Source organism: Verrucomicrobiia bacterium (assembly GCA_035460805.1).
GTDB lineage: Bacteria > Patescibacteriota > UBA1384 > CAILIB01 > CAILIB01 > DATHWI01.
Window position 1 is genome coordinate 1 of record DATHWI010000128.1, and the last position, 3,475, is coordinate 3,475.

General features: G+C 50.9%; 5 protein-coding genes. All 5 read left to right on the plus strand.

The features are described 5' to 3' along the window. Window positions 1-55: 55 nt before the first annotated feature. Window positions 56-1,324 carry a hypothetical protein gene (locus VLA04_05535; GenBank protein HSI21129.1) on the plus strand — a complete coding sequence of 423 codons (1,269 nt, stop codon included), beginning with the start codon at window positions 56-58 and terminating at the stop codon, window positions 1,322-1,324. 172 nt (window positions 1,325-1,496) lie between these two features. Then, window positions 1,497-1,775: a hypothetical protein gene (locus tag VLA04_05540; GenBank protein HSI21130.1), complete on the plus strand. Its 279-nt coding sequence runs from the start codon at window positions 1,497-1,499 to the stop codon at window positions 1,773-1,775. A gap of 33 nt (window positions 1,776-1,808) precedes the next feature. Further along, complete coding sequence (locus tag VLA04_05545) at window positions 1,809-2,240, plus strand: hypothetical protein (protein ID HSI21131.1); 432 nt, start codon at window positions 1,809-1,811, stop codon at window positions 2,238-2,240. Window positions 2,241-2,426: 186 nt separating this feature from the next. Further along, entirely contained in the window at window positions 2,427-3,038 is a 612-nt protein-coding gene (locus VLA04_05550) for a hypothetical protein (GenBank protein ID HSI21132.1), read from the plus strand. Next, window positions 3,035-3,385 (plus strand): hypothetical protein, encoded by a 351-nt coding sequence (locus VLA04_05555; GenBank protein ID HSI21133.1) that lies wholly within the window; start codon window positions 3,035-3,037, stop codon window positions 3,383-3,385. Before VLA04_05550 ends, VLA04_05555 begins: the two co-directional genes overlap by 4 nt. Window positions 3,386-3,475 lie beyond the last annotated feature (90 nt).

Below are 3,475 nucleotides of genomic sequence, written 5' to 3' on the forward strand. Positions count from 1 at the left end.
TACCAGACACATTTGCAGGAGGATACTGAATGCATATTTACCTAATGAAAGTGGGATGGAAAAACACCCTAATCCTAAAGTTGCCTATCCGGTAGCAGGCGCACTCGTCCTGGCTCTCGGCATTGGCGCATACCTGTACACACGGGTACCTGTAGTAACTACCACTCCTGAACCGGAAGCAACTGCTACACCAGAAGCAACAGCCACTCCGGCGGCCACTGCTACACCAGCAGCCCTCAAAGAAGAGCCCTACAACAAATCCGGCACTATTGTTGTCATCTACGCCAAGGCCGATTCCAGCCAGCGCATATACAGCTACTTTGACACCACCAAAAAGGAAGTGGTTGCCACTTATGAGCCCGCAGGAGAAACCGACGGCGGGGGCAGCTCCTACGAAAATGAAGATGTCCAATTTGATGCAGCAGGAAATTCCTATACAGAGAACAGCGAGTACGGAGGAAAGGGAGCAGATGCACCTGTTTATACCCGCATTACCAAATTCCCCGCTAAAGAGCGTGTCGTTGATATAGACGGCATTGCCAGCAACCAGTGGAGAGTAACAAAAGACGGTGCCAAAATTTACCTTCTTCTCAGGAATAGCGATGACGACGGGCAAGACCTGTATGTGGTAGACACCTCCACAAAGGCCCGGACTAAATTGGCGGACGTTGGAGTAGTCAACACACAAATCATCCTCTCCAGTGACGAAAAGCTGATTTACCTTGGCGAGAGCCGCCAGCGTAAAGAGGGTGAGAGCTTTTTCCGCGACCAGTACCTTCGCACCGTAGACCTCGCCACCAACAAAGTGACAGAGAAGCAAATCTTCAAGCAGGAAAACACTACGGTTACCGCAGATGTGGACGGTGCGGTGTTTGGGCCAAATATGCGCAAGATAGCTTATGACACCAATCCCTTTAACTCATCAGCTGGATTGAGTGCTCTCAACCTAAGCGATGGCACAGTGGAAAACCTCTTTGCCTTTGACGCATCAGGGCAAGCTTCAGGCATTGAATGGGCGCCCGACGGCATGACCCTGGCCTTTGCCGTTAGTAACGTTGGGCCTTCTATCCCTAGCAAGCAGGGTATTTGGACCTACGACTTTTCCACCAAAGTGGGCACAAAACATATTACCTCCAACATCACCAACCCCATGGATGGTGCAAAAGGCGGTATGAACATGGCAATCAATTCCTATGACGGAAAATCGTTTATCTACGAGGTAGATGACACAATTACCTACTACGATATTGCCAGCAAGAAGAGCTACGTGATTGCAAAGAATACCAATAGTGGCAGTGGCTGGATCCTTACCCACCGGTTCTAGGGTTTTAAGAGGATGAAAAAATACCCGCCCCACGGCGGGTATTTTTGAATAGCAAACATTCTCATGAAACCAGCTCTGGAAGCTATACAGACAGCCCTTATTTTGCTATTGTCTCCTCAGCACTTCGACAACCCGACCCGCGGTAACCATTACCGCACGTAGAGGCACTCATATGGACGCACAATCTCAACCTACTCAAGCAGGGCAACATTGGGGAAGAAATCTCTACCTCTTCTTGCTCATAGTCATCCTTCACCTTCTCAATCTGGCCTTCGTGACCGTGGCGTACAAACTGTTTGCCTACCCAGGCAGCTTCTTTGCCAGCCTTTTCGCGATCGGCGCTCTTAAGGAACTGTGCGAGCGCATACCAGGTTCAGAGTGGCTGCTTCGTAGCTTCTACCTTGTAATGGGCTCAACCGCCCTCTACTCATTGTGGAGCTGGGTTGCTTAAGCAGGGCCACGGCAAACACCCTGGGGGATGTCCATGAGCGACTTCCCCCCAGGTTTCTATATCGACAATCCCCTGTCTGCTAACCGGGGCGATATGCCTCACCCAATTTGCTCTTACCATGATGCCAAGAGGCGGGTTCGCAGAGCGGCTTGGAACGAGTTTCGGAAAACAAGCTGCGGCTTCTGCGGAAAAGACTTTGCGGAAACACGAAAGTGGGGAGTCCTTACGGACCTCCTCTATACTTTTGCCGTACTCAGCCTTATCGGCGTAGTCTTCCTACCGGGAATACTGCCGCGCATTGGCGTGCTCGTACTCTTTGGAGTCTGCATGTATGCGGGAAGCAGAATGTCCGACCGATGGTCCAGTGCTTTTCCCCAGCTGATGGATAACCGCACCTGGGCGCACGCATTCTGCTACAACCGACTTCGGTTTGAGCAAACCAACAGTAACGAGAAGAAGGGCTAATTCCTCATTGAGGCACCAAGTACTAGGTGCCTCTTTTTTAATGCTGTTTACTGATTGACAAACCTGTTGGATTGTGCTAAAGTAGCGCATCTTCACTTGCTTTCTATGTCCCCGCATTCCGTGCGGCATCATAGGTAGCAAAACTACTGAGAGAAGAATGTCTCACCGATACATTCACCTCCAGCAATGGAGGGTGCTACTGGGAAGCACGTAAAACATATCCCACCCTCCCTTTGGGAAAAGAGGTTTAACATAGCAAGTACACGAAGAACAAAGATCGGCAAGATTAGCTGGAATAATGACGATTACCACTGGAAATCCTTCTCAAGAGAAGACGAATACAGTGGAATCCTCCTTCTGGACCACATCATAAAGAAAAACGGCGGGCTAATGGGAGTCCCCCCTCTTACCCCAGCACTACGCACCCACTTTCAGCAGGTCCTAGACCGTGATATTGCCCTTTTCAAGAAGGAGATGTTCGATCTCGGATTGGAAATCAGGCTGAAAGTCCCACTTCCACCCTGTGAGATTCCACGACGAGCCGTCGAAGACGTAGAGAGCTACCGCTGGACAGTTGAGATGGACCAGGTGGCTAGTGACGCAGTCACGAGTACCCACCCCCTCTTCACCGTTATCCGCAGCCTTATCGGAAGAACCGGCTTTGGGGTCCAGGTCAGAATCGACAAGCTTAACCGCACGTCGGTAACACTCTACTTTGCGCAAAAGGAGCCTGTGCGAAATTCGCATGGCTACCTGAGGGTAGTAGGTGATCTGATTGATACTTGGGTGAACAAATGAAAAAGAACGAAATACTGATCAAATTCGGCAATGAGCAGTTCCTGCTCGACCGTCTCAGCCAACAGGACTTCGCCCCTAACGTGAAGAAATACGGCATCGGCCTCCTGGCCCGCATGATGGCTGGAAGGGAACTCTACCCTGACGGCGTCGTACTCGCCATCGAGGAATACTTGGTTAAGTACCTGAGCCAAGCCAGCTGCGAAGTCAACCGACTTTTCTGGACGTACAAGATGACGCACGTGCGAACCATCATCAAGGGACTACTCCCCAATGAAGGCGAGCAGGAATGCGTCCTGCGCCACTACGAGGCATTCATGGCAACGCTGGAAACTCCAGCCGCTGCCTAACCAATCGCCCCCAATCGCAACTGCGTGCGGGGGAAAACCAGAGTTATCAACTATTGATGCCTCTGGTTTTTTATTTACCCTATCCCGCCG

What these genes read in the sequence shown, in the direction of transcription:
- VLA04_05535 (HSI21129.1), top strand. Translation starts at nt 56, where the DNA reads ATGGAAAAACACCCTAATCCTAAAGTTGCCTATCCGGTAGCAGGCGCA.
- VLA04_05540 (HSI21130.1), top strand. Translation starts at nt 1,497, where the DNA reads ATGGACGCACAATCTCAACCTACTCAAGCAGGGCAACATTGGGGAAGA.
- VLA04_05545 (HSI21131.1), top strand. Translation starts at nt 1,809, where the DNA reads ATGAGCGACTTCCCCCCAGGTTTCTATATCGACAATCCCCTGTCTGCT.
- VLA04_05550 (HSI21132.1), top strand. Translation starts at nt 2,427, where the DNA reads ATGGAGGGTGCTACTGGGAAGCACGTAAAACATATCCCACCCTCCCTT.
- VLA04_05555 (HSI21133.1), top strand. Translation starts at nt 3,035, where the DNA reads ATGAAAAAGAACGAAATACTGATCAAATTCGGCAATGAGCAGTTCCTG.